A 23,529-nucleotide genomic window follows, 5' to 3' on the forward strand; every position below is an offset into this window, starting at 1 on the left:
GAGGCGCTGGAGCGGATGAGCCCGGCGCCGATGGCGGCGCCGGACTTCGCGGCCGCAGATGCCTTCGTGTGGCATGTGGACCCGGACCGGCTGGTGCCGGTGCCCAAGGTGAACCGGGTGGATCTACCGCTGCTGGTCGGCATCGACCGCGCGCGCGACACGCTGCTGGCCAACACGGTGCAGTTCGCCCGCGGCCTGCCTGCGAACAACGCGCTGCTTTGGGGCAGTCGCGGGATGGGAAAATCCAGTCTCGTCAAAGCGATCCACGCCGAAGTTCTGGCGCAGGGCCATGCGCTGAAGATCGTCGAACTGCAGCGCGAGGACCTGCCCAGCGTGGGCCGCCTGCTGAACATCCTGCGCGACTGCGGCGACCGTTTCGTTCTGTTCTGCGACGACCTGTCGTTCAGCCACGATGACCAGCACTACAAGTCGCTGAAGGCGGTGCTGGACGGCGGCATCGAGGGACGGCCGGACAACGTGGTGTTCTACGCCACTTCGAACCGCCGCCACCTGATGCCGCGCGACATGATCGAGAACGAGCGTTCCAGCGCGATCAGCCCCTCGGAAGCGACCGAGGAAAAGGTGTCGCTGTCCGACCGTTTCGGCCTGTGGCTGGGGTTCCACCCGTGCTCGCAGGACGAATACCTTGCGATGATCCGTGGCTATTGCGATGCGCACGGGGTCGAGATCGACGACGAGACCCTGCGCGCCGAGGCGATCGAGTGGCAGGCCACCCGTGGCGCGCGCTCGGGTCGGGTGGCGTGGCAGTATTTCACCGACCTTGCGGGACGGCGCGGCGCGGCGATCTGACGGCCCGACGCGGGCGCTGGCCCTTGTCCGTTGCCGTAACGTGAGTTTGCCGCTACTTTTGCCCTATTGATTGCGGTCCCCTCGCGGGGACGGACGCTGGATAGGGCTTTGGATATGTTCAGGACTTTCGCTTTCGCAACGGCCTGCCTGCTTGGCGGCGCGGGACTGGCTTCGGCCGTGACGATCTCGGACGGCGCGGCGGTGATAACAGAGCGGTTCGACGGAACGACACTGTACTTCCGCTTCGACAAGATCCCCGAAAGCGCCCGCAAGTTCCGCCTGTACGTCGTCGGCCCGAATGGCTATCGCGCCGAGGTCGAGACCGGCAAGCGCATCCCGAAGATCGATCTGCGCGAGTTTCTCGACAGCAAGGCCGAGCCGCTGGAGAAGCGCGAGTATCCCAACGGCGACAAGCTGTATGACGGCTATTACAGCTACGAAATCAGCTTTGCGACGGACGAGTTCGTTCGCGACCCCGAGGTGCTGGACAGCGGTCGCGAGAAGAAGTCCGAAGGCACGTGGAAGGTCTACAAGCTGGAGGGCCGCTTCCTGCTGGATGGCGGTCAGATCATCGTCTACGCGCAGGACGAGGAAAAGCCGGGCGAGCCCGGAAAGGGCGACGACGCGCCGTCCCGTGACGAGGACGAGGGCTACGAGGGCACGATCACGAACCCGCGCCCGGACTTCCGCAGGGATTTCGACAAGAACTGACGACCGGCGTACCCGAGGCGGCGATCAGGCCGCCCGGTACCGCAGGGCCAGCAGCCGCAGATCAAGCCGCTCCAGCGCCTCGCGCCGCTTCAGGATGGGGCGGGCGGTGGGGCCGTAGACTTCCGTCACTGGCGCGGTCCCCAGACGCGGGATAAGGCAGGCCAACTGCAACCGCGCGATGGGCGGGTACATCTTCAACGCCTCGTCACCCGGATAGAAGCTCTCCGTCGCACAGCCGTTCGCCAGAACCAGCTCGTGCCGGGCGAACAGGATATGGTGATACACCACATCGCGGCGGCCATGGGCGACGCGGACCGGGCCGGGAGCTTCTGCAAGGAACTTGGCGCGCACCAGAACCGGTTCGTCGAAGCCGTGACGCTCGTCCAGCGCCATCGCGTGCTGCGGCGACACGATCAGCGGGGCGTAGTTGCCCAGCAGCCCCTCGGGAATGCGGACGGGACGGTTCTGCGGTTCCGCCGCCAGCGTGGCCGCGTCCATCTTGCGGGCGCCGCGCCACAGGATCGGCTGGGCGCCGTGCTTGAGGGTTGTGACCATGTCGCCGACCCGCAGGTTCTGCACCGGCACATCGCCGCGCGGCGTACGGATCAGCGTGCCCTCGCAAAAGCAGGGCACACCGGCAGAGGCCAGCGCCTGCGCGGCGGAGATCTCTGACGGGGCGACCCCCATCAGGGTGATGCTTTCGCCGCCGGGGAAGCTGAGCACTGCGTTGCCGCTGCCGTCGTCGGTCACGGTGACGTCCCAGGCATTGACCGGATTGCCGTCAAGGTCGGTCAGGTTTCCAAGGTCGATCTGGTCGTTGAAGATCCCGTCGCCGTCGTCGTCACCGGTATCGAAATCGGTGATCACGTCGGCGCCGCCGCCGCCTTGCAGCACGAACAGGTCCGACCCTTCGCCACCGGTCAGCGTGTCCGAGCCTTCGCCGCCGATCAGGGTGTCGTCGCCCATGCCGCCGTCGATCTCGTCGTCGCCTTCGCCGCCATCCAGCAGGTCGGCCTCGCTGCCGCTGCCGCCCATCTCGTCGGTGTCGAGGATGGTCGTGAAATGCACGTCCGAGACATAGACCGCCTGCGTGCCGTTCAGCCCGTTGGAATAGGAAATCTCGATCCGCGACACCGGTCCCGCGATCTCGACCAGCACCGAGCCGTTGGCGTCGTCGGGATCGTCCAGACCGTTTCCGGCCTGGATCGTGCCGGCAGAGTCGTTGGTGGTGTCGTCGCCTTCGGCCGTCAGCGTGATGTCGACCGGATTGTTGTCGGCGTCATAGGCCCGGATCGTGATCTGGTCGCGGTGGTTGCCCGAGGCGAAGTCGATGTCGTTCAGCCGGAACGACACGTCCTGCACCTCGTCCGTGACCGGAGCGCCCGAGGCCGCCGAGAAGTTCAGCGTGGTGGTCGAGGTCGCGCCGTCGCCGTTACCGTACAGGTAAAGGTTGGAATGCGCATCGAAGGGATCGCCGCTTTCGGTATAGGCGGTGTCCGACGTCTCGACCCGGAATTGCGGGTTGTTGTTGCCGTTGTTGGCGAAGGACACGGCGACGTTCATGTCGCCGGTGGTCTGGGTGAAACCCGCTGACAGGTTGGCGCCGTCACCGCCCTGCGCGCTCCAGTCGAGGAATTCGTCGCTGCCTGCGGCGTCGCCGCCGGAACTGGCCGAACTGTCGCCGACAAGCGTGTCGTTGCCGGTGCCGCCTTCCAGCGTGTCGCTGCCCATGCCGCCGGTCAGGCTGTCGTCGCCGGTCCCGCCCATGAGAGAGTCGTCGCCGTCGCCGCCGTCGATGGTGTCATGACCCGCGCCGCCGTCGACGGTGTCGTCGCCGAGACCGGCGTTGACCACGTCGTCGCCGCCCTGCGCGTCGATCGTGTTGTCGTTGCCGTCATCGCCACCGCCGAACCCGTCGTCGACGGAATCCTGCTGCGCATCGCCAAGATAATTCCCGTCGATGGTGTCGTTGCCCGAGGTGCCGGTGATCTCGTGGTCGGGGGCGACGTAGTCTTCGGAACTGAAGGCTATGTCGCCCGCGCTGACGTTCGGATTGCTGTCGAACTCCAGCACGGTATAGCTGCGCCCGGCGACCAGCGGGATCTCGGAAATGGTGTAGTAGCCCGAGGCGGGACCGTCCTCGACCTCGAAGGTCGCGACCTGGAACACCTCGCCGGTGACGTCGTCGCGAACGGTCCAGACCTCTTCCGCATCGACGTCAGAGGCCGAGGAGGTGACGCCGTTAATGCTGACGTCCGCCGTCGCGCCTTCGTTGCCGTCGTTGTCATCGTCCAGCGTGGTGCCGCCGATGCCGCTGTCGGGGTCGTCGACAATGGCCTTGCCGACCGCGTCCGAGGGACCGGTCCAGGTGAAGGTGTCGTTCGTCCCCTGCGGCAAAATCCCATAGGGATCAGCGTCGTAGAAGCGGATGTTATAGGTCGCCATGTCCAGCCTCCCGAAGAAGGGGCGACACGGCAGCGGGCGCAAACCTGTAAGGTCTGCCCCCGCCGCTGCTTCGTTAACCACCCCTGGTTCAACCACGACGATTGATGGTTAACGGGGACCGGGTGAGGGCGAGAATCTGACCGTTTTTAGGTTAATGCGCCTTGGAAAGCGAAAAGGCCCCGCGCGGGCGGGGCCTTCCATGACCAGAATGTGGCGATGCGTCCGGGCCGCGTCAGTTGACGAACGGCACCGGGTCCACGCTTTCAAAGCCCTCGCGCACCTCAAAGTGCAGGAAGGACGACCCAGACCCGCGCACTTCGGCGATGGTCTGGCCGCGGCTGACCTTGGCGCCCTTCTCGACGGGGATGTTCTGGATGTTGGCGTACACCGTCAGCAGCCCGTCTGCATGGCGGATCACGAGGATCGGCACCTCTTCGGTGTCGCGGGTGATCGCGGCGACGGTGCCTGCCTCGGCGGCCTTGACCGGGGTGCCGGCGGGAGCCGCGATGTCGATGCCGTCGTTCTTGCCCTTCGAGTAGGGCCGCACGATCGAGCCGGACACCGGCAGCAGCAGGCGCGACGCGCTGTCCGTCGTGCGCTCTTCCGACAGGTTCGGCGACGGCGGCGGCGCGACAGAGGCCACATCGACCTCTTCCGGCAGCGGCTGCGAGGCGCTGGGCGGCTCGGGCGTCAGGCTGCCTGCGCCCGGAGCTTCTACCGCGACCGGCACAGGTGCCGGCTGGTTTTCCGAGGCGACGGGGATCAGCAGGACCTGACCCTCGCGCACGTTCATTTCGGGGCCAAGCCCGTTCCAGTCGGCCAGCGCCCGGACGGACACCTTGTACAGCCGCGCGATCGAATAGGCGGTCTCACCGCGGGTGACCTTGTGGCGTACCGGCTCGGCGGCCGAGGGCGCGGCGGACGGCGCCGGGTCCAGCGTGGTGGTGGTGACGCCCGTGTTGCGGTTGCCGCCATCCACCCGGTCCAGCGCGCCGGTCGCCAGCGAGGCGATGTCATCGGTGCCGCCGGTTACGGTGGTGCCGTCGATGCGGCGGGGCAGGGCGATCACCTCGCCCTCGCGCAGCGGCACGTTCGCGGCGATGCCGTTGTAGCGGGCAAGCTCGGCCGGGTTCAGACCCAGCCGGGTCGCCATGCCGACGATGGTGTCGCCACGCTCGGCCAGCGCCACCTGGAAATTCGGATAGGTGATCACACCGCGGCTGTCGGGCTGCGGTCTCGGCTCGGTCGCAAGCCGCGTGGCCTCGGTCGTGTCCAGACCGCCGCTCAGGTCGCGCATGTCAACGTCGAAGCCGTCCGAACACGCCGCCAGCGCCAGAAGGCTCGCGGATGCCAGATAAATACGGGTATTCGATAGGCGGATTTTTGCCATGGCTCGTCCCCTCGCGGCCCCGTTGTTGCCCGGGGCCTTTCGCTCAGTCCTGTCCCAACCCCTCGACAAGGGGCACAAATCGTACCGGCGCAAGCTCTTCATACTCCAGCCCGGACTCGGTTTTCGTAACCTTTATAAGGCTTTGAACCGTATCCGACTGGCCCACCGGCACCACCATGATACCGCCTGTGCGAAGTTGCGCCAAGAGGGGCCCGGGCGGGTCCTCTGCGGCGGCGGTCACGACGATGCGATCAAAGGGCGCCTGATCCGGCAGGCCAAAGCTGCCGTCGCCCACGATGGTGGTCAAGTTGGTCAGATCCAGCGCCTCGAACACCTCGCGCGCCTCGTGGACAAGGCGGCGGTGGCGGTCGACGGTATAGACCCGGCGCGCAAGCTGGCTGAGGATCGCGGCCTGATAGCCGGACCCGGTGCCGACCTCCAGCACCTTGTCGCGCGGCTGCACGTCCAGCGCCTGCGTCATCAGCCCGACGATGCCCGGCTGGCTGATCGTTTGACCGCAGGCGATGGGCAGCGGCAGGTCCTCGTAGGCGCGCCCGGCGAAATGGCCGCGCACGAAGAGGCCACGGTCGATCTTCTCCATCGCTTCCAGCACCCGCTTGTCCGTCACCCCCTTGGACCGGAGGGCGAAAAGGAACTGCATCGTGCGTTCGGCATCCATCATCGGCGGGGCCATCATGTTCATTCGACTGTCCCCCGCAGCTTATCCAGCAAATCGTGCGCCGTCAGGTCGCATCGCATCGGGGTGACGGAAACATAGCCCTCGCGGTTCACCTGGTTGTCGGTGCCGGGGGCGGTGTCGACGTGCTGGTTGCCGCCCTTGAGCCACAGGAACCGGCGGCCGGAGGGAGAGATATGCGCCTCGGCGCTGAAGTTGGTGCCCTTGCGCAGCCCCTGCGAGGTGACGCGGGTGCCTTTCACGGCGGCGGCGGGGCAGGGCGGGAAGTTGACGTTGTAGAACACCGAATAGCCGTCGCCGCCCCACTCGCGCGCATCCAGCAGTCTGCGCACGATGTCGGCGCCGGTGGCCGCGGCGGCCTCGAACGGGTCGTCCAGCCCCGCGTTGTCCGGGCCCCAGAACTGGCTGAGCGCGATGGCGGGAAGTCCCTGCAACGCCGCTTCCATCGCGCCGCCGATGGTGCCGGAATACAGCGTGTTCTCTGCGGCGTTGTTACCGCGGTTGACGCCGGACAGCACCAGATCGGGGCGGCCGTCGGGCAGCACGTCATAAAGGCCGGCCAGCACGCAGTCGGCCGGAGACCCCTCGGCCGCGAAACGGCGCGGTCCCAGTTCGGCGATCATCATCGGATGCACGTAGTTGATGCAGTGGGCCACGCCCGACTGCTCGAAGGCCGGCGCGACGGTCCAGACCTCGCCGCCCGGGCCGGCGACCGTTTCGGCGATCCGCGTCAGGACCTCGAGTCCCGGCGCATTGATCCCGTCGTCATTCGTGATGAGAATTCGCATGCCCGCCTCGTCTTTTCTTTATTGATCACATCATAGAACAGCCGGGACAGGATTTGAATCGCCGATCAACCATTTGGCCTGCGCAAGTTGCCCCGCGTTGCTTTTTGGCGTCGACATCCCGGAAGACGCGGCCGTCCTGCCGCTTCTTCTCTTCCGAAATACCTCGGGGAGCGCGAGGGGCTGGCCCCTCGCTCCCGCAGGTCCGACCGGTCAGAGACGCCCGAGGTACGTCCGGTATTCGGCGGGTGTGATCTCGGAGGTCAGCTTGGCGATCTCGTCGTATTTCAGCGTCGCGTAGATCTCGACAAAGCGCTCGCCGAAGATGTCCTTGATGAACTCCGACCCGGCGAAAGCGTCGACCGCCTTGCGCCAGTCATGCGCCAGCGGCGCGGGCTGGGGGGCGCTTGGGTCGTCGATCGGCATCTGCAGCGGCGGCTTGTTGTCCAGCCCCCACAGCACGCCGCCGAGGATCGCGGTGATGGCGAGATACGGGTTGCAGTCGGCGCCGCCGATCCGGTGTTCGAGCCGCGCGCCGGGGCCCTCTGTGTCGGGCAGGCGCACCGCCGCGCCGCGGTGGTCGAGCCCCCAGTCGGGCCGGTTGGGCGAGAAGCTTCCGGGTGCGAAGCGGCGGAACGAGTTCAGGTGCGGCGCCAGAACCGCCTGCACCTCGGGCATCGTCTTCAGCACGCCCGCGACCGCGTATCCCAGCAGGTCCGACGGATCGTCTCCGGTGCCGGGGAAGATGTTGCCGTCTTCCCCCGACACGCTGACGTGGACGTGCATGCCGTTGCCCGGGTACTCGGCATAGGGCTTGGCCATGAAGGTGGCTTCCATCCCGTGCCGCTGCACCACGCCGCGCACCAGACGGCGGAACAGCACGGCGGTGTCCGCCGCTTCAAGCGCGTTATCGGAATGGTGGAAGTTGATCTCGTACTGGCCCGGCCCGTACTCGGCGATCAGCGAATCCGTGGCGAGGCCCTGAATGGCCGAGGCTTGCTGGATCTCGGTCAGGATCTCCTGCGTGCGGTCCAGCACGTTCAGTTCGTAGTTCTGCGCCTCGGGGGCGTGCGGCGGCGGGCAGGGCGCGTCCTCGGGCGCCTCTCGCGGCAGCAGCAGGTAGAATTCCAGCTCGGTCGCGATCACCGGCTTCAGGCCGCGTTCGGCGAAGCGATGCACCATCGCCGCCAGCTTGTCGCGGGTCGACAGGGGCGAGGTCACGTCGCCGTCGCCGGTCATCTCGCACTGAACCTGCGCCACGTGGCCGTCGGCCCATGGCACCGGCTTCAGCGTGCCCTCGACGGGCACCATGATGCCGTCCGGGTCGCCGATGGCGATGCCAAGGCCGGTCTCGGGAATGTCCTCGCCCATGATGTTGGGCGCATAGGTCGACAGCGGCAGGCGCACGCCGCCCTCCTGCAGCTTCTTGGCGTCGGTGCCGGGAAGCCATTTGCCGCGGTGGATCGCGTTGATGTCGGGCAGCAGCAGTTCGATGCGGTCAGGCGTGCCGTGCGCGGCGGTGTAGGCCGCGTATTCGTCAAGGAAACTTGTCATGTGGCGGCCGCGGCCTGTTCGTCGCGCTGCCGCGCCGAGATGGCGCGTTTCGACACGATGGATGCTGTAACGACGCCGATGGTGACGATGCCGATCAGGATCGTCGAGAGCGCGTTGATTTCCGGGCTGACACCGAGCCGGACGGAGGACCAGATTTTCATGGGCAATGTCGTGGCCGAGGGGCCGGTAACGAAAGACGCGATGACGAGATCGTCAAGCGACAGGGTGAAGGCAAGCAGCCAGCCGGATATCACGGCTGGTGCGATGATGGGAAGCGTAACCAGACGGAACGCCTCGAACGGGGTGCAGCCGAGGTCCAGCGCCGCCTCTTCCAGCGACTGGTCGAACGTCGCCAGCCGTGACGAGACAACGACCGAGACGTAGCACATCGCGAAGGTGGTATGCGCCAGCACGATGGTCAGGATGCCGCGGTCCAAGCCGATGGCGATGAACAGAAGCAGCAGCGACAGGCCGGTGATCACTTCGGGCATCACCAGCGGCGCGTAGATCATGCCCGAGAACAGGGTGCGTCCCGGGAACCGTCCCGCGCGCACCAGCACCAGCGCCGCCATGGTGCCCAGCACGGTCGCCATGGTCGACGAGAACACGGCGACCTTCAGCGTGACCCATGCGGCGTTCAGGAAGGCCTCGTTGTTCAGCAACTCGCCGTACCAGCGGGTCGAGAAGCCCGCCCAGATGGTCACCAGCTTCGAGGCGTTGAAGCTGTAGATCACGAGGATCAGCATCGGCAGGTAAAGGAAGGCGAAGCCCAGCGTCAGCGAGGTGGCGTTGAACCAGGAAAAACGTCTCATGCGGGCACCTCTGGGCGCGTCCGGGTGGCACGATCTTCCGGAAAACTCTGGTATCTCATCCCTCTGCCTCCCGCTGTTTCTGCTCGTTGCGCTGGAACAGCACGATGGGGATCACGAGGATCAGCAGCAGGATGACCGCCACCGCCGACGCAAGCGGCCAGTCGCGGTTCGAGAAGAACTCGTCCCACAGCACCTTGCCGATCATCAGCGTTTCCGACCCGCCCAGCAGCGACGGGATCACGAACTCGCCGATGGTCGGGATGAACACAAGAAAGCACCCTGCCACGATGCCGGGGATCGACAGCGGGATCGTCACCAGCCAGAAGGCGGAGGTGCGCGAACAGCCAAGGTCCTCGGCGGCTTCCAGAAGCGAGCCGTCCAGCTTTTCCAGCGTCGCGTAGATCGGCAGCACCATGAACGGCAGGTAGGTATAGACGATGCCGATATAGACCGCCGTGTTGGTGTTCAGGATGCGCAGCGGTTCCGAGATCAGGCCGACGGCCAGCAGCAGCTGGTTCAGGTATCCGTCCTGGCTGAGAATGCCCATCCACGAATAGACCCGGATCAGGAACGAGGTCCAGAACGGCAGGATCACCAGCATCAGCAGCATCGGCCGCCAGCTTTCCTCGGCCTTCGCCATGCCATAGGCGATGGGAAAGCCCACAAGCAGCGTCAGGAAAGTCGCGACCACCGCGATCTTCAGGGACGAAAGATACGCCTTCCAGTACAGATCGTCGGTCGTCAGGAACAGGAAGTTGTCGAAGTCCAGCTGCGAGAAGAACCGTTTCAGACCTTCCCACCCGGCCGAGAAGTCCAGCAGCGGCGTGTAGGGCGGGATCGACACCGCGTAGTCCGACAACGAAATCTTCAGGACGATGATGAACGGCACCAGGAACAGCGCCACGAGCCACAGGTAGGGGACGATGATCAGGGCGAAGCGGCGCATCTCAGCTCTCCAGCAAGACGCCGCAGGCGGTGGTGAAGTTGACCCAGACCTCGTCTTCCCACGTGAAGGTCTGGCGGGTCGACCGCTCGGTGTTGAAGTTCTGCGCCCGGATGATCTGACCGTTCGCCAGTTCGACGTGGTAGGTCGAGAGGTTCCCGAGATAGCCGATGTCGATGATCTTGCCGCGCAGGACGTTGTCGTCCTCGGGTTTCTCGTGGTGGATCTCGACCTTCTCGGGGCGCACCGCGACATAGCCGCGGCTGCCGTCCGGCAGGTCAAGCGCGGACCGGATCAGGATCGGCGGCTGGCCCTCGGCCCAGTCCAGCGCGTAGACCTCGCCGTCCTTGCGCACGGTACCTTCGAGGATGGTGACCTCGCCGATGAAGTCCGCGACGTAGACCGAGTTCGGGTTCTCGTAGATCTGCGGCGGGGTGGCGACCTGTTTCAACTGGCCCGCGTCCATCACCGCCACGCGGCTGGCGACGGTCATCGCCTCTTCCTGATCGTGGGTCACGATCACGAAGGTGGTGCCGGTCTTTTCCTGGATGTCCATCAGCTCGAACTGGGTCTCTTCGCGCAGCTTCTTGTCGAGCGCGCCCAACGGTTCGTCGAGCAGCAGCAGCTTCGGCGCCTTCGCCAGCGAACGGGCCAGCGCCACGCGTTGCCGCTGGCCGCCGGAGATCTGATGCGGTTTGCGGGCCGCGAATTTCTGAAGCTGCACAAGGCGCAGCATCTCTTCCACGCGGGCGTGAATCTCGTCCTTGGACTTGCCCTCGCGCTTCAGGCCGAAGGCGATGTTCTCGCGCACGCTGAGATGCGGGAAAAGCGCGTAGGACTGGAACATCATGTTGGTCGAGCGCTTGTTGGGCGGGATCGGCGCCACGTCCTGACCGTCCAGCCAGATGGTGCCCTCGGTGGGTGTTTCGAATCCGGCCAGCATCCGCATCAGGGTGGTTTTGCCACAGCCCGAGGGACCCAGAAGTGCGAAGAACTCGCGTGCGTAGATGTCGAGGTCGATGCTATCGACCGCCGTGAAGTCTCCGAACCGCTTCGTCACGCCCTGGAAGCGGATCAACGGTTTCTCGTTCGGGTCGGTCCAGGGGGCGAAAACGGTCTGTGCACTCATGCGCGGGGTTCCAGCGGTGAGGGGGGCGGGGACGGGGCCAGTGTCGCAGCCGGTGTCGTAGCCAGTGTCGGAGCAAGTATCGCGGCCAAGGTCGCGGCCAGGGTCGCAAGTCGGCAGGGCGCGATGGCCGCCGGCGTGGCCGATTGGCCCGCCGCAGCGCGTCGAGAGGCTGCCGGATCTGGAAGGAAGGGTGCGGCGGTCCGTGTCCGGGCCGCCGCGGTGTCTGTCAGGACGGGCAAGATCAGGTGCCCGACTTCACCTTGGTCCACAGCCGGGTCACGGTGCGCTGAACCTGCGGCGGGTAGGGGGTGAAGGTATAGAGGTTCTCAAGCGTCGCCTCGTCCGGGTAGATCGCGGTGTCGTCGATCACGTCCTCGATCAGGAACTCCTGCGACGCCTCGTTGCCGTTGGCGTAGTAGACGTAGTTCGAGGCCGCGGCCATGTTCTGCGCGTCCATGATGAAGTTCAGGAACGTGTGCGCCGCTTCCGGGTTCGGAGCGTCCACCGGGATCGCCATCTGGTCGAACCACATCAGCGCGCCTTCCTTCGGCGCGTTGTAGACGATCTCGACGCCGTTGTCGGCCTCGGCCGCACGGTCGCGCGCCTGAAGGATGTCACCCGACCAGCCGAAGGCCACGCAGATCTCGCCGTTGGCGAGCGCGTTGATGTATTCGGACGAGTGGAACTTCTGGATGTAGGGCCGCACGCCCAGCAGGACTGCTTCCGCCTTTGCGATGACTTCCGGGTCCTTGCTGTCCGGGTCTTCGCCCAGGTACTTCAGCGCGGCCGGGATCACCTCGGTCGGGGCGTCAAGGAAATGCACGCCGCATTCGGCCAGCTTTTCCATGTTCGCCGGGTCGAAGATCAGCGCAAGGCTGTCGAGCGGCGCGTCTTCGCCAAGGGCTTCCGTGACCGCGCCGACGTCAGCGCCGATGCCGGTGGTGCCCCACATGTAGTTGATCGAGTACTGGTTGCCGGGGTCGTACTTGTCGGTCCGTTCCTTGATCACGTCCCACAGGTTCTCGGCATTCGGCAGTTGCGCGAAGTCGAGAGGCTGGAACGCGCCCGCTTCGATCTGGCGCTGCAGGAACGAGCCCGTCGGCACCACGACGTCATAGCCGGATCCGCCCGCCAGCATCTTGGTCTCGAGCACCTCGTTCGAGTCGAACACGTCGTAGATCAGGTCGATCCCGGTCTCTTCCTCGAATTTCGTCAGCAGCTCTTCGTCGATGTAGTCGGACCAGTTGTAGACCCGGACCTCGTCGGCGGTGGCAGCCGTGGCGGCCAGAGTGGCGGCGACCAGGGCGGCGATTTCCGTTTTCATTGGTTTACTCCCCATTTGTGGGAAAGAGTCGCAACTCCTTCGGTTGGGCATTTGAACGGATAACCTGTTCCCCCGCAATGGGGATTGTCCACACGCGGGGGCGTCGCGGTCAGGAAGCCGTGAGGGCGTTCGCAATCAGATCAAAAACCATGCGAACCCGGCGGCTTGTGTTCAGTTCGCGGTGCGCCGTGAGCCACAGCGGGACCGTCATCGGCGGCAGGTCGACCGGAACGCGGCGCAGCGCCGGGTCGGTGTCGCCCAGCGTCTCGGGCAGCACCGCGATGCCCGCGCCGGCGCGGGCAAGGTTCCATTGCACGATCTGGCTGGGACAGATCACTGTGAAATTCCCGGGCGCCAGCGACAGGCCCAGACCGTTCAGCGCCCGCAGCAGGGCGGGCCCGGTGTCAAAGCCGATGAAGTCCGCCGTCGAAAGGTCATCGGCCGTGGCGGGGGCGCCGAGACGGGCAAGGTAATCCGGTGACGCGTAAAGCCACGCACGGTCGTCCCGCAGCTTGCGGGCGACCAGGTCGGGCTGTTCGGGACGGAAGTTGCGCAGGGCGATGTCGGCCTCGCGGCGGCGCAGGTCGGCGGCGGCGTTGGAGGCGACGATCTCGACCTCGATCCCCGGCGCCTTGCGCCGCAGTTCGGCCACGACGGGGGGCAACAGGTGCGCGGCGTAAAACTCCGAGGCCGAGATGCAGATCGTCCCCTCGATCTCTTGCGAGCGGCCGCCCGCCGCCAGCGACATGCGCCCGGCGGCGTCGCCCATGGCGCGAACGTGATCCAGCAGTTCAAGCCCGGCGGGGGTCAGGACCAGCCCATGCGCCGCGCGCTCGAACAGCGCGACGCCCAGTTCCGTCTCCAGCGCGCTGACCTGCCGGCCCAGCGTCGGCTGCGCCATGCCAAGCGCCCGCGCGGCGGCGGACAAAGAGCCTTCCTCGGCGGTGACCAGAAAGGCCCGCGCGCGGTTCCAGTCGAATTTAACGGAACGCCAGTCCATGCATATACGCATAGCAGAGCAACGGGATTGGTCAATTCCGCATGCGCTATCGCATGGGTATCTTCAGTGTCAGACAAAAGGAGACACACCATGCAAGCCGCAACCCACCGCCAATACGGCCCCGCCGACGTTCTTTCTCTCGAAACCCTGCCACGCCCCGAGCCGGGGCCCGGCCAGATCCTTGTCCGCGTCGCCGCCGCTGGCGTTACCTCGGCCGACTGGCGCATCCGCGCTGCCGATTTCCCGGCGTTCAAGCTGCCCGCGCGGCTGATGTTCGGGCTGTTCCGCCCGCGCCAGCCGGTCGGCGGGCACGACTTCGCGGGCCGTGTCGTCGGGCTTGGCGCCGGGGTCAGCCGGTTCCGGATGGGCGACGCCGTGTTCGGTTCGGCCAAGGTCGGGGCGCATGCGGAATACCTCGTCGCCGATGCCGAGGGGGCGGTGGCGAAAATGCCCGCCGCGCTTGGCTTCGACGGGGCCGCCGCCGTGCCCTTCGGTGCGTTGGCCGCGCTGGGCTACCTGCGCGACGTCGCCAATCTGCAAGCGGGCGAGCGTATCCTGATCGTCGGCGCGACCGGCGGGGTCGGGGCCTACGCGGTGCAGCTTGCCGCCGCGATGGGGGCCGAGGTCACCGCGCTGGCCCGATCCGAACTGCATGGGCTGGTCCGCGATCTGGGCGCGGCAGAGGTCATCGACTATCGCAAGAGCGACGTGACCCGTGCGGGGCTGCGCTATGACGTGGTGCTGGACACCGCCGGCGTGCTGTCGTGGCGCGCGGCGCGGCGCATTCTTGCGCCGAAGGGCCGGTTCGCGCCGCTGGAGTTCGGGTTGCGCGACGTGCTGCGCGGCATGGTCTCGAAACGCATCCGGGTCGGCATCACCGCCGAGACGAAGGACAATGTCGCAGAGATCGCGGCGATGCTGGACAAGGGCACGCTGCGGCCCGTGGTCGACAGCCGCTTTCCGCTGCACCGGATCGCCGATGCGCACCGCCGCGTCGAAACCCGGCACAAGACCGGCGCCGTGGTCGTGACGATGGACGAGGCGATGCCGCTGCCGGCGGCGGCGTGACGCTGCGACCGGATCAATACACCGCTTTTCGGCGATTGACCGCGCCGCGCAGGATAATATCGTGCGCGGCGTACTCTTTCCCGAGGTTCCCTACATGACCACGATCCAGAATCACCTGCCCACGGCAGAGCTTCAGGCGCTTGACGCCGCGCACCACATGCACCCGTTCACCCACGGCGACGCGCTTGCCAAGAAGGGCGCGCGTGTCATCACCAGTGCGAAGGGCGTGTTCCTGAAGGACAGCGATGGCGTCGAGATTCTTGACGGCATGTCCGGCCTGTGGTGCGTGAACCTTGGCTATGGCCGCCCGGAACTGGCCGAAGTGGCCGCGCGCCAGATGCGCGAACTGCCCTATTATAACACCTTCTTTCAGACGACGACCGTGCCTGCCCTGTCGCTGGCCGCCCGCATTGCCGAGCTTGCGCCGGACGGGCTGGATCACGTGTTCTTCTCGTCCTCGGGGTCCGAGGCGAACGACACCAACATCCGCCTTGTCCGCCATTACTGGCACGCGATGGGCAAGCCCTCGAAGAAGGTGATCATCTCGCGCAAGAACGCATACCATGGCTCGACCATGGGCGGCGCGTCGCTGGGCGGCATGTCGGGCATGCATGCGCAGGGCGGTCTGCCGATCCCCGACATCGCGCATATCGACCAGCCGCACTGGTGGGCGGAAGGCGGCGACTCGACCCCCGAAGAATTCGGCCTCGCCCGCGCGCGCCAGCTTGAAGAGAAGATCGTCGAACTTGGCGCCGACAATGTCGCGGCCTTCATTGCCGAGCCGATTCAGGGGGCAGGCGGCGTGATCATTCCGCCCGAGACCTACTGGCCCGAGATCCAGCGCATCTGCGACGCGCACGACATCCTGCTGATCGCCGACGAGGTGATCTGCGGCTTCGGGCGGACCGGCGAGTGGTTCGGCTGTCAGGCGATGGACATCCGGCCCGACATCATCACCTTCGCGAAGGGCGTCAGCTCGGGCTATCAGCCCGTCGGCGGCTCGATCGTCCACAAGGACGTGGCGTCCGTGGTGAACGCGGCGGGCGACTTCAACCACGGCTATACCTATTCGGGGCACCCGGTGGCCTGCGCGGTGGCGCTGGAAAACCTGCGCCTTCTGGACGAGGAAGGCGTGCTTGAGCATGTCCGCGACATCGCCGCCCCGGCGCTGGCCGAGAAGTTCGCCAAGCTGGGCGAGCACCCGATGGTCGCCGATCCGCGCACCTTCGGGATGCTCGGCGGGCTGCAGTTGTCGCCCGACAAAGAGGCGCGCGCCAAGTTCGCGTCGGATGTCGGCACCATCGGCCTGCGGGTGCGCGAGCGCTGCTTCGCGAATGGCGTGATCATGCGCCACGTGGGCGACCGCATGATCGTCTGCCCGCCGCTGATCATCACCCCGGACGAGATCGACACGATGGTCGAACGGGCGTGGAAGTCGATCGACGAGGCTTACGAGGGCGTGAAAGCCGACGGCCTGTTCAAATCAGCCTGATCCGGCACGGTACCGGCCCGAGCTTGCCACGCTTTAACCATCTTTGCGGGGTTGAGTCGGGCCGGGGAAAACGTCCTGGAGGGCACTATGCGCTACCTGCTGCTTTTCGGAATACTGATCGCTGCCTCGGTGACGCTGCCGTTCGTCACCATGTCCGAGGAACCGCCGTCTGCTCAGCCGGTGGAACCTGTCGACGTGGTCACGCTGCCGCCGATGGAAGAGGCCGCGCCGGATGCGCCGGCCGAGGTTCCGGCGGGATCGGCCGCGGCCGCAACACCCGAGGCGGTGCTGCCGCTTGACGTGACTGCCGATGCGCCGGAAACGGTGATCGAAGTCGCGGACGCCGGGGTGACGCCGCGCGGCGCGATGCCGGGTCTGGTAATGGGGAACATGGCGCTTGGCTTCGTCAGCGCGGTTCCCTTCGGCGTGCTGCCGCACCTTTTCGACGGCAGTGACGCCGAAGACCGGATGACTGCCGACGCGCCGGATGTTTCCGACGACGCCGGGTTCGAGCGGTTCGCCGCGCTGGGCATGTTCCAGACCGAAGACGCGGCCCCCGAGGCGCCGTCGGCGGAATTGGCCGACGCGATGGTGGAAGAGATCGTGGAAGATTTCGAAACCGTCGTCGCCGAGGAAACCGCCCCCGAGCCCGCGGCCCCTTCGGAAAGCCTCGCCAGCGTTCCCGCGCCTGCGGACGACCGGTCCTATCCGTTGGCCCCGGCCACCGAAGAAGTCGGCAGCCTTGTGATGAATGCCAACAGCGATCCGATCATCATTTCGCAGATCTCGGGCGTCGCCGCCCCGGCGCCTGCGGAAAAGCCTGAACCGGCCGCTGCACCGGAAGTAGCGGAAGCGCCCGCTTCGGCGACCGATGGGGAAGTGTTCAAGGTGACCGCCAACGCGCTGAACATGCGGGCGGGACCGTCCAGCAGCCACGCGGTCGTCACCGGGCTGTCAAAAGGCGAACTGGCCGAGCGGATCGGCGAAGTGAAGAACGGCTGGGTTCCGGTCCGCGTCAAGGATGGCGAGGCGACCGGCTGGGTCTTCGCGCGATACCTCGCACGGGCCGAAGGCGCCTGACCGCACATCGCGGCAGACCAGTACCAAGCATCACTTTGGAAGCCGCCCCGCCTTTGGGGCGGTTTTTCATTTCAAGGGATCCCCATCCCTGGTTGTCCGGACGGTCCGTCTAGCGGTCCAGTCGGGACAGTTCGTTCAGCAGGTCAAGCAGCGTGCTGACCTTCTCGTAGCCCAGCTCGCGCTCAAGCTCGTCATAGATCTGGTTCGCTTCCTCGACATGCGCGTCGATGAGGGCGCGGCCGGCGTCGGTGATCGACACCAGCTGCTTGCGGCCGTCGCTGGGATGCGGCTGGCGCGAGGTCAGACCCTTTTCCTCGAGACCCTGAAGAATGCGGGTGAGGCTGGGCATCAGAAGGCAGGCTTCGCCCGCAATCTCTGTCGCGTCGGTCGGTCCGATCTCGTTCAGGACGCGAAGGACGCGCCACTGCGCTTCCGTCACTTCGGCCTTGGCGAGAATTGCACGTATCGGCTGCATGACACGCTCGCGCGCACGAAGAAGCGCGATGGGTAATGAGCGTGTCGTAGCGCGCATATGAGAAGGATCTTTTCTTAATGGAGCTAAACTCATAGCACTCGTTTACCTTAGGTCACTCGATAGTTCACAGTGGATTCTACCTATGGGATTCTGTCAAGGAAATCCGCTTGACTCCTGCCGTGGAATTGATTAACACGTTAACAGAAAGAGGGAGGAACTGGTGCCACACATCATCGTGGAGTACTCCGCGAACCTGGAAGAGGACGCCGATCTGGCGGGCCTCTGCAACGTGCTGCGCGCATGTGCGGCGGCACAGGAAATCTTCCCCGAAACCGGGGTCCGCGTCCGTGCAATCCGTTGTGATATCTACTCAATTGCCGACGGCGACCCCGAGAACGGTTTCATCGACATTTCGGTCCGGCTGCGCGAAGGGCGACCTTTGGACAAGCGCAAGGCGGCGACCGAAGCGATCTTCGAAGCGGCGAAGAATCACCTTGGCGATCTGGTGGATCGCCGGCCCATCATGCTGTCCCTCGAGATGCGCAACATCGACGCAGAACTAGCGCCGAAGTTGAACACCGTCCGGGATTTCATCGAAAGGAAGAAGAATGGCTGAGTTGCAAAATAATATTGCGCGGCTGGAAGAATACCTCGCGCCGTTCCGTGAAGGTATGGTGAGTAATCTAGTTAACGGTGAAGCAATTCCCGCGAAGTCCGGCGCAACGTTTGAAACAACGTCGCCCGTGGACGACAGCGTGATCGCCACCGTTGCGAAAGGCGGGGCCGAGGACATCGACGCCGCCGCGAAAGCCGCGAAGGATGCCTTCGCCGAGTGGCGCGACTTCCCGCTGGCCGAGCGCAAGAAGGTGCTGCACCGGATCGCCGACGCCATCGTCGACCGGGCCGAGGAAATCGCCTTCTGCGAATGCTGGGACACCGGGCAGGCGCTGCGGTTCATGTCGAAGGCGGCGCTGCGCGGGGCCGAGAACTTCCGCTTCTTCGCCGACCGTGCGCCGTCGGCGCGTGACGGGCAAAGCCTGCCGTCGCCGACCCTGATGAACGTCACCACCCGCGTTCCGATCGGACCGGTGGGGGTCATCACCCCGTGGAACACGCCGTTCATGCTGTCCACGTGGAAGATCGCCCCGGCACTGGCGGCGGGCTGCACCGTGGTCCACAAGCCGGCCGAGTTCTCGCCGGTCACCGCGCGCATCCTTGCCGAGATCGCGCTGGACGCCGGGCTTCCGGCGGGCGTGTGGAACGTGGTCAACGGCTTTGGCGAAGACGCAGGCCGCGCGCTGACGGAACACCCCGACATCAAGGCCATCGCTTTCGTCGGTGAATCCAAGACCGGCAGCATGATCATGAAACAGGGCGCCGACACGCTGAAGCGGGTGCATTTCGAACTGGGCGGCAAGAACCCCGTCGTGGTGTTCGACGACGCCGACCTCGACCGGGCTTTGGATGCGGCGATCTTCATGATCTACTCGCTGAACGGCGAACGCTGCACCTCGTCCTCGCGGTTGCTGGTGCAGTCCTCCGTCGCCGCCGAGTTCAAGGCCAAGCTGATCGAGCGGGTCAACAACATCAAGGTCGGCCACCCGCTGGACCCGGCGACCGAGGTCGGTCCGCTGATCCACAAGGTGCATCTCGACAAGGTGACCTCGTATTTCGACATCGCCAAGGCCGACGGCGCCACCATCGCGGCGGGCGGCGAGACCACCGGCGACAAGGGCTGCTTCGTGAAACCCACGCTGTTCACCGACGCCAAGCCCGACATGCGCATCGCGCAGGAGGAAATCTTCGGCCCCGTCCTGACGATGATCGAATTCGACACCGAGGAAGAGGCGCTGGAGATCGCCAACGGCGTCGAATACGGCCTGACCGGCTATGTCTGGACCAACGACCTGACCCGGGCGCTGCGGTTCACCAACAAGCTGGAAGCCGGGATGATCTGGGTGAACTCCGAGAACGTCCGCCATTTGCCCACGCCCTTCGGCGGCGTGAAGGCCAGCGGCATCGGGCGCGACGGCGGGGACTGGTCCTTTGAATTCTACATGGAGCAGAAGCACGTCGGCTTTGCGCTTGGGGATCACAAGATCCAGCGCCTTGGGGCCTGACCACGAACTTGAAACAGGACCGGAAACGGGGAAACGCGCGAACGTTCCCTTTCAAGGAGGAGACCGATGGGGGAAATCGTACTTGCGGCCAAGATGACCCACGTTCCGACAATGATCATGTCGGAACAGGACGGGCCGGTGCAGGGCAAACGGCAGGCGGCCATCGACGGGCACCGCGAGATCGCGCGCCGGGCGAAGGCGCTTGGCGCCGACACCGTGGTGATCTGCGACACGCACTGGGTGGTGAACGCGGGCTATCACATCAACGCCAACGACCATTTCGAGGGGCTGTTCACATCGAACGAGTTCCCGCAGTTCATCCAGAACCTGCCGTATCGCTATGAAGGCAATCCGGCGCTGGGTGACGCCATCGCGGCGAAGGCGCAGGAAAAGGACGTCTACACGCTGTCGCATCACCTCGGCTCGCTGGAGCTGGAATACGGCACTCTGGTCCCGATGCGCTTCATGAGCCGGGAACACGAGATGAAGGTCGTCTCGGTCGCGGCGTGGTGCACGGTGCACAGCTACGAAAGCTCGCGCAAGCTGGGCGAGGCGATCCGCGAGGCGGTGGACGAAAGCGATGCGAAGGTGCTTCTGGTCGCGTCCGGCTCGCTGTCGCATCGGATCTGGCCGAACGACGAATATGCCGCCAACAACGGCACCTTCACCATCTCGAAAGAGTTCAACCGCCAGGTGGATCTGCACGTGCTGGAGCTTTGGAAGCGCGGCGAGTGGGACACCTTCATCAAGATGCTGCCCGAATATGCCGACTTCTGCTGCGGCGAGGGCTCGATGCACGACACCGTCATGATGCTGGGGGCCCTTGGCTGGGATTCCTACACCGGCAAGGGCGAGGTCGTGACCGAGTACTTCCCGTCGTCCGGCACCGGCCAGACCAACGTAATCCTGCCTGTTCAATGAGTTGCCCCGCCTCTGGGGCGAAGGAGGCCTGACATGCCCATTCCCGCACCGAACCTTTACCCGCCGTTCAACATCGTGCGCCTCAGCCACGTGGAACTGGTGGTCACCGACCTCGCAAAGTCGCGCGTCTTCTACGTGGACACGCTCGGCCTGCAGGTGACGGACGAGACCGCCGATACCATCTGGCTGCGCGCGCTGGAGGAACGCGGCCACCACTGCATCGTGCTGAAGAAGGGCGACACCGCCTGCGCCCGCGATCTGTCGTTCAAGGTGTTCGACGACGAAAGCCTTGACCGGGCCGAGAAGTTCTTCACCGACAAGGGCCTGCCGGTGGACTGGGTCGAGCGCCCGTACCAGTCGCGCACCTTCCGCACCCGCGACCCGCACGGCATCCCGCTGGAGTTCTACGCCCGGATGGACCGCCTGCCGCCGATCCACCAGCAGTACAAGCTGTACCGGGGCGTGAAGCCGCTGCGTATCGACCACTTCAACTGCTTCTCGCCCAACGTCGACGAAAGCGTGGCCTTCTACAACGAACTGGGCTTCCGGGTGACCGAGTACACCGAGGACGAGGACAGCGGCCACCTGTGGGCCGCGTGGTGCCACCGCAAGGGCGGCGTACACGACATGGCCTTCACCAACGGCCTGGGTCCGCGCCTGCACCACACGGCGTTCTGGGTGCCCACGCCCCTGAACATCATCGACCTCCTGGACCTGATGGCCACGACGGGCTGGGTGTCCAACATCGAACGCGGACCGGGCCGGCACGGCATCTCGAACGCGTTCTTCCTGTACATCCGCGACCCCGACGGCCACCGGATCGAGATCTACTGTTCCGACTACCAGACGGTCGACCCGGATCTGGAGCCGATCAAGTGGGACCTGAAGGACCCGCAGCGGCAGACCCTGTGGGGCGCGCCCGCGCCGCGCTCGTGGTTCGAGGAAGGCAGCGTGTTCGAGGGCGCCGAGGTGCGCCCGTCGCTGATGAAAGCCCAGCCGATCGTCGCGCCGTAAGGGCGGGACATTGACTTTCATGCCTCCGGCGGAGGTATTTTTGAAGAGAAGAAGGAGGGGGCTTTGATGAAGTTCTCAACGGTAAACGCGGGCGGCAAGGTGCTTTACGGTGCGGTCACCGAGGCCGGGTTCACGGCGGTGAACGACCTGTTCCCGGACTGGCCGACGCTGCGCGAGGTGGTCGAGGCCGGTGGCTTCGATGCGCTGGCCAAGGCGGCCGAGGCGCGCGGCGAGACCCATACGCTGTCCGAGGTGACGTTCCTGCCGCCGGTGCCGGGGCCCGAGAAAATCATCTGCGTCGGCGTGAACTTTCCCGACCGGAACGCCGAGTACAAGGACGGGCAGGACGCGCCGCCGAACATGTCGCTGTTCCCGCGCTTTCCGCGGTCGTTCACCGGCCATGGCCAGCCGCTGATCCGCCCGCCGGAATCGCCGCAGCTGGATTACGAGGGCGAGATCGCCATCGTGATCGGCAAGGGCGGGCGGCGTATTCCCGAGGCGGAAGCCTATGACCACATCGCGGCGGTGACCCTGTGCAACGAGGGCACGATCCGCGACTGGGTGCGGCACGCGAAGTTCAATGTGACGCAAGGCAAGAACTGGGACAGCTCTGGCGCGCTGGGGCCGTGGCTGGTGCCCTTCACCGACAAGGCGCAACTGGCGGACGTCGAGATCGTGACCAAGGTCAACGGCGAGGTGCGCCAGCAGGATCGCACCGGCCGGATGCTGTTCCCGATCCCGCGCCAGATCGCCTATATCTCGACCTTCACCACGCTGGTGCCTGGCGACATCATCGTCACCGGTACGCCCACGGGCGCGGGCGCGCGGTTCGATCCGCCACGGTTCCTTGTGCCGGGCGACCAGATCGAGGTTTCGGTCGAGGGGATCGGTACGCTGGTCAACGGGGTCGCAGACGAATGACGCCGGAAGAGATCGACGCCGCCGGGGCGGCCCTGTTCGAGGCGGAGCAGACGCGCCGCCAGATCGGCCTGCTGACGCTGGCCTATCCCGATATCGACATGGACGACGCCTATGCCGTGCAGGCCGCGTTCTGCGCGCGGCGGGAAGCGGCGGGGGCGAAGGTCACCGGCTGGAAGATCGGGCTGACGTCCAAGGCGATGCAGCAGGCGCTGCAGATCGACACGCCGGACAGCGGCATCCTGTTCGACGACATGCATTTCGAGACCGGCGGCACCGTGCCCGCCGGTCATTTCATCCAGCCTCGGATCGAGGCGGAGATCGCCTTTGTGATGAAGTCCGACCTGTCGGGCGAGATCACCCGCGAGGACGTGCTGGCGGCGACGGACTATGTCGCGCCGAGCCTCGAGATCCTCGATACGCGGGTGCTGCGGGTCGACCCGGCGACGGGCGCGCCGCGCAAGATCTGCGACACGATCTCGGACAACGCCGCCAACGCGGGCATCGTGCTGGGGGCCGAGCGGCATGCGCCGGATGCGGTGGACCTGCGTTGGGCCGGCGCCATCGTCACCCGCGACGGCGAGGTGGAGGAAACCGGGCTGGGCGCCGGGGTGCTGAACGATCCGGCGATGGGCATCGTCTGGCTTGTGCGGCGGCTGGCGCAGTACGGGCAGGGGATCGCGGCCGGGCAGGTGGTGCTGTCGGGCAGTTTCATCCGCCCCATCGAAGCGCCGCCGGGCTGTCAGGTCGCCGCGGACTTCGGCAGCTTCGGCAAGGTCGAGATCGCCTTCGGCTGATCGGGCCGCGCGGGCCGTGGACAGGCCCGCGCGCGCGCCATAGG

General features: G+C 65.9%; 22 protein-coding genes. 11 read left to right on the forward strand and 11 right to left on the reverse strand.

Going from position 1 to position 23,529, the window contains the following annotated elements:
- The first annotated feature begins 15 nt into the window (after nt 1–15).
- Together ACP156_RS03665 and ACP156_RS03670 are read left to right on the forward strand one after the other, a co-directional pair.
- A complete protein-coding gene (locus tag ACP156_RS03665; RefSeq protein ID WP_425050813.1) occupies nt 16–810 on the forward strand; it encodes an ATP-binding protein in 795 nt (264 codons plus the stop codon).
- A 114-nt stretch (nt 811–924) separates the two neighbouring features.
- On the forward strand, nt 925–1,521 hold the full coding sequence (locus tag ACP156_RS03670; protein ID WP_425049937.1) for a hypothetical protein: 597 nt from the start codon (nt 925–927) through the stop codon (nt 1,519–1,521).
- 24 nt (nt 1,522–1,545) lie between these two features.
- Here the strand turns inward: ACP156_RS03670 and ACP156_RS03675 are convergent, their stop codons facing one another.
- The 10 genes from ACP156_RS03675 to ACP156_RS03720 form a co-directional block, all read right to left on the reverse strand.
- On the reverse strand, nt 1,546–3,966 hold the full coding sequence (locus ACP156_RS03675; protein ID WP_425049938.1) for a Hint domain-containing protein: 2,421 nt from the start codon (nt 3,964–3,966) through the stop codon (nt 1,546–1,548).
- A 232-nt stretch (nt 3,967–4,198) separates the two neighbouring features.
- Nucleotides 4,199–5,356, reverse strand: a complete 1,158-nt coding sequence (locus ACP156_RS03680; RefSeq protein WP_425049939.1) for a peptidoglycan DD-metalloendopeptidase family protein — start codon at nt 5,354–5,356, stop codon at nt 4,199–4,201.
- 43 nt (nt 5,357–5,399) lie between these two features.
- Nucleotides 5,400–6,053: a protein-L-isoaspartate(D-aspartate) O-methyltransferase gene (locus ACP156_RS03685; RefSeq protein WP_425050814.1), complete on the reverse strand. Its 654-nt coding sequence runs from the start codon at nt 6,051–6,053 to the stop codon at nt 5,400–5,402.
- 2 nt (nt 6,054–6,055) lie between these two features.
- Nucleotides 6,056–6,841 (reverse strand): 5'/3'-nucleotidase SurE, encoded by a 786-nt coding sequence (gene surE / locus ACP156_RS03690; RefSeq protein WP_425049941.1) that lies wholly within the window; start codon nt 6,839–6,841, stop codon nt 6,056–6,058.
- A gap of 210 nt (nt 6,842–7,051) precedes the next feature.
- Entirely contained in the window at nt 7,052–8,392 is a 1,341-nt protein-coding gene (locus ACP156_RS03695; RefSeq protein ID WP_425049942.1) for a glutamine synthetase family protein, read from the reverse strand.
- Entirely contained in the window at nt 8,389–9,204 is an 816-nt protein-coding gene (locus tag ACP156_RS03700) for an ABC transporter permease subunit (protein ID WP_425049943.1), read from the reverse strand. Before ACP156_RS03700 ends, ACP156_RS03695 begins: the two co-directional genes overlap by 4 nt.
- Before the next feature lie 55 nt (nt 9,205–9,259).
- Nucleotides 9,260–10,150: an ABC transporter permease subunit gene (locus tag ACP156_RS03705; protein WP_425049944.1), complete on the reverse strand. Its 891-nt coding sequence runs from the start codon at nt 10,148–10,150 to the stop codon at nt 9,260–9,262.
- A 1-nt stretch (nt 10,151) separates the two neighbouring features.
- Complete coding sequence (locus ACP156_RS03710; protein ID WP_425049945.1) at nt 10,152–11,276, reverse strand: ABC transporter ATP-binding protein; 1,125 nt, start codon at nt 11,274–11,276, stop codon at nt 10,152–10,154.
- A 241-nt stretch (nt 11,277–11,517) separates the two neighbouring features.
- The gene (locus tag ACP156_RS03715) at nt 11,518–12,600 is read right to left on the reverse strand and encodes a polyamine ABC transporter substrate-binding protein (RefSeq protein WP_425049946.1); all 1,083 of its coding nucleotides are present in this window, start codon (nt 12,598–12,600) and stop codon (nt 11,518–11,520) included.
- 109 nt (nt 12,601–12,709) lie between these two features.
- Nucleotides 12,710–13,600: a LysR family transcriptional regulator gene (locus ACP156_RS03720; protein ID WP_425049947.1), complete on the reverse strand. Its 891-nt coding sequence runs from the start codon at nt 13,598–13,600 to the stop codon at nt 12,710–12,712.
- A gap of 90 nt (nt 13,601–13,690) precedes the next feature.
- Here ACP156_RS03720 and ACP156_RS03725 point away from each other — a divergent pair, with 90 nt between their 5' ends.
- The 3 genes from ACP156_RS03725 to ACP156_RS03735 all read left to right on the forward strand — a co-directional run bounded on the left by ACP156_RS03725 (nt 13,691) and on the right by ACP156_RS03735 (nt 17,240).
- Nucleotides 13,691–14,668 (forward strand): NAD(P)-dependent alcohol dehydrogenase, encoded by a 978-nt coding sequence (locus ACP156_RS03725; RefSeq protein WP_425049948.1) that lies wholly within the window; start codon nt 13,691–13,693, stop codon nt 14,666–14,668.
- A 94-nt stretch (nt 14,669–14,762) separates the two neighbouring features.
- Entirely contained in the window at nt 14,763–16,160 is a 1,398-nt protein-coding gene (locus tag ACP156_RS03730; RefSeq protein WP_425050815.1) for an aspartate aminotransferase family protein, read from the forward strand.
- An 87-nt stretch (nt 16,161–16,247) separates the two neighbouring features.
- The gene (locus ACP156_RS03735; protein ID WP_425049949.1) at nt 16,248–17,240 is read left to right on the forward strand and encodes an SH3 domain-containing protein; all 993 of its coding nucleotides are present in this window, start codon (nt 16,248–16,250) and stop codon (nt 17,238–17,240) included.
- A 109-nt stretch (nt 17,241–17,349) separates the two neighbouring features.
- On the opposite strand, the gene hpaR is transcribed toward ACP156_RS03735, so the two are convergent.
- Nucleotides 17,350–17,715 carry a homoprotocatechuate degradation operon regulator HpaR gene (hpaR, locus tag ACP156_RS03740; RefSeq protein ID WP_425049951.1) on the reverse strand — a complete coding sequence of 122 codons (366 nt, stop codon included), beginning with the start codon at nt 17,713–17,715 and terminating at the stop codon, nt 17,350–17,352.
- Nucleotides 17,716–17,935: 220 nt separating this feature from the next.
- Between hpaR and ACP156_RS03745 the strand changes: the two genes are divergently transcribed.
- From ACP156_RS03745 to hpaH, 6 genes are all read left to right on the forward strand, one after another.
- Nucleotides 17,936–18,331, forward strand: a complete 396-nt coding sequence (locus ACP156_RS03745) for a 5-carboxymethyl-2-hydroxymuconate Delta-isomerase (RefSeq protein ID WP_425049952.1) — start codon at nt 17,936–17,938, stop codon at nt 18,329–18,331.
- A complete protein-coding gene (hpaE, locus tag ACP156_RS03750) occupies nt 18,324–19,835 on the forward strand; it encodes a 5-carboxymethyl-2-hydroxymuconate semialdehyde dehydrogenase (RefSeq protein ID WP_425049953.1) in 1,512 nt (503 codons plus the stop codon). Before ACP156_RS03745 ends, hpaE begins: the two co-directional genes overlap by 8 nt.
- 66 nt (nt 19,836–19,901) lie before the next feature.
- Nucleotides 19,902–20,756 (forward strand): 3,4-dihydroxyphenylacetate 2,3-dioxygenase, encoded by an 855-nt coding sequence (gene hpaD, locus ACP156_RS03755; RefSeq protein ID WP_425049954.1) that lies wholly within the window; start codon nt 19,902–19,904, stop codon nt 20,754–20,756.
- A gap of 33 nt (nt 20,757–20,789) precedes the next feature.
- Nucleotides 20,790–21,770: a 3,4-dihydroxyphenylacetate 2,3-dioxygenase gene (gene hpaD / locus ACP156_RS03760; protein ID WP_425049955.1), complete on the forward strand. Its 981-nt coding sequence runs from the start codon at nt 20,790–20,792 to the stop codon at nt 21,768–21,770.
- A gap of 66 nt (nt 21,771–21,836) precedes the next feature.
- On the forward strand, nt 21,837–22,691 hold the full coding sequence (locus ACP156_RS03765) for a fumarylacetoacetate hydrolase family protein (RefSeq protein WP_425049956.1): 855 nt from the start codon (nt 21,837–21,839) through the stop codon (nt 22,689–22,691).
- Nucleotides 22,688–23,485, forward strand: coding sequence for a 2-oxo-hept-4-ene-1,7-dioate hydratase (gene hpaH / locus ACP156_RS03770; RefSeq protein ID WP_425049957.1), 798 nt, complete (start codon nt 22,688–22,690; stop codon nt 23,483–23,485). The genes ACP156_RS03765 and hpaH overlap by 4 nt, the downstream gene beginning before the upstream one ends.
- Nucleotides 23,486–23,529 lie beyond the last annotated feature (44 nt).

This window comes from Psychromarinibacter sp. S121, from assembly GCF_049801035.1.
Taxonomy (GTDB): domain Bacteria; phylum Pseudomonadota; class Alphaproteobacteria; order Rhodobacterales; family Rhodobacteraceae; genus Psychromarinibacter.